Here is a 2,015-nt window from a genome sequence, read left to right as displayed (position 1 = left end):
CCCCCCCCCGCCCCGGGCTGCGGCCCGACCCCGAGGTGCTGGTGCAGCGCATCGCGGCGGCCGAGACGCTGTTGGGTTGCTAGGGCGCTCGCTCGAACACGGCCTCGGCGGCCACCGTGGTCGTCTTGCCGACCACGCCGAACTTGTTCCAGTCCAGGCCGAACCGGGCCCGCTGGAGCTTGGTCTTGGTGGAGACCCGAACCGAGCCGTCGTCGAGGGTGACCACCGTGACCGGCAGCGGAAGTTCGTGGGTGGCGCCCCTGATCGCGACCCGGGCTCCCAGCTCGGCGGCGTTGCCGGGTCCGGGTTCGACCGCGGTGACCGCGACGCTGATCTCGGGGAACCGCTCGACGTCGAAGAAATCGGCCGAGCGCAGGTGGTCGTCACGTCTGCGGATGCCGGTGCGCAGCGATGCGGCCTGGATGTCGATGCGGCCGAACACCGCGCCTTTGCCGGTGATTTGGGCGTCGCCGCTGACCTCGCCGAACCGGCCTTTGACGTTCCACAGGCCCCACATCGTGCGGGTGCTGAAGGTGAATGCCGAGCGATCCGGAACCAGGTTCCACACCCCGGCGGTGTCCGGGTCGTTGAGCAGCGTCTCCAGCGTGGTCATAAGCACCCTCCCGTGTATCTAGTTGAGCAGCGGAGCCAGGTCGGCCGGGTCGAAATACTCATCGATGCGACTGATTAGGTAGTTTGCCCCGAATTTGGCGACCAGGCAGACCCGCAGGGCCAGCGCTTCGCCGGTGCTGGTGCGGGTGGCGTGCAGGATGTGCTGCTGGACGAACCCGCCGACGAAGCCGTCCGCGGGGTCACTGGCGAAGACCTGCCGGTCGAAGATCTGGTAGCGCCGGTCGGTGGTCCGGTTGATGAACCAGGCCAGCACCCGCAGCGCGTGTTCCTTGTCGTCGTCGCCGCTGGCGCCGCTGCGCCACACCGCCACGTCCCGGTCGAAGACCTCGTTGAGGATCCCCAGGTCACTTTGCTCGATCGCGGTGAACAGGTGGTCGGCGACGTCGATGATGGCCTGTGCGTTGACGGTGGACATGGACCGCTCCTAAATGTCGTAGCCGGGATGGGCCACCGCTAACCGCTGCCGCACCAGGCTGCGCAGACAGGCGGTGACGGCGTCGGCGCGCTCATCGAGGTCGCCGGCCCGGATGGCGGCGGCCAGGGCGGCCTCGTCGGCGAAGCCCAGGTCGGCCAGCGCGGCGCGGGTCGGGGAGTCCTCGGGCTGCAGCAGCTCCCGTTCCACGATGCGCAGCGCGTTGGCGGCCACCCGCGCGTGGAAGTTGACCTGCCCCTCGGTCGCTTGGCGGACATCGGTCTCCAGGAATTCGGCGGCCGCCGCCACCAGCTCGGCCGCGGTCGGCCGGCCGTGCACCCAGCGCTGACCGGTCATCTCGGGCCGCCTTCCTCCAGCAGCTGCAGCAGATCCCATTCGGTCTCGCAGACCCGGCGACCGATCGTCGCCAACTCCACCGACCGGGTCTGCCCGCTCAGGTGGCGCTCGGCCTGGTAGCGGCAGATGACCCCCCAGCGCAACGTGGCCAGCACCAGCCACCAGTGAAACACCGACCGGTCGACGGTTGTCGCGCTGGCCTGCTCGTAGGCGGCCAGGAAGTCCTCGACGCTGCCCAGGCCGCCGGCACCGCGGTCGGCCGGCGCCCCGAACCGCCAGGCCCGGATGCAGAACCAGGCCAGGTCCTCGTGCGGGTCGCCCTCATGCACCAGTTCCCAGTCCAGCACGGCCGCCAGATCGTGGCCGTCGATGATGAGGTTGCCCATCCGGTAGTCGCCGTGCACCAGGCGCGGCGGGGACGGGGGCGGGCGGTGCGCGGCCAGCCAGCGAAACGCCCATTCGAAGGTCGCGGTGGTGTCGCCCATCGCGTCGAGGCGGTCTCGCCAGGCGTCGAGCTGATCCTCCATCGGCAGACCCGCGCAGGCCTCGGCGCGGTGGATCGCGGCCAGGGCCCGCGCGCACTGCCGCAGCAGCCCGTCCCGCGCATCCTGGT

At 70.5% G+C, this 2,015-nt stretch carries 4 protein-coding genes; all 4 read right to left on the bottom strand.

The window, feature by feature from the left end; translation table 11 throughout:
- Positions 1–79: 79 nt before the first annotated feature.
- Positions 80–613 carry a YceI family protein gene (locus BKN37_RS26995; protein WP_071030356.1) on the bottom strand — a complete coding sequence of 178 codons (534 nt, stop codon included), beginning with the start codon at positions 611–613 and terminating at the stop codon, positions 80–82.
- An 18-nt stretch (positions 614–631) separates the two neighbouring features.
- A complete protein-coding gene (locus tag BKN37_RS26990; protein WP_071030354.1) occupies positions 632–1,048 on the bottom strand; it encodes a nuclear transport factor 2-like protein in 417 nt (138 codons plus the stop codon).
- Positions 1,049–1,057: 9 nt separating this feature from the next.
- A complete protein-coding gene (locus tag BKN37_RS26985) occupies positions 1,058–1,402 on the bottom strand; it encodes a DUF6285 domain-containing protein (RefSeq protein ID WP_071030352.1) in 345 nt (114 codons plus the stop codon).
- A partial coding sequence (locus tag BKN37_RS26980; RefSeq protein WP_131823722.1) for a phosphotransferase family protein occupies positions 1,399–2,015 on the bottom strand: 617 nt, incomplete at its 5' end. The genes BKN37_RS26980 and BKN37_RS26985, both read right to left, overlap by 4 nt.

This window comes from Mycobacterium talmoniae (genome assembly GCF_001854525.1).
Taxonomy (GTDB): Bacteria; Actinomycetota; Actinomycetes; order Mycobacteriales; family Mycobacteriaceae; genus Mycobacterium; species Mycobacterium talmoniae.
The sequence above is the reverse complement of the archived record's forward strand: the minus strand, read 5'-3'. Positions and strand labels throughout refer to the sequence as shown.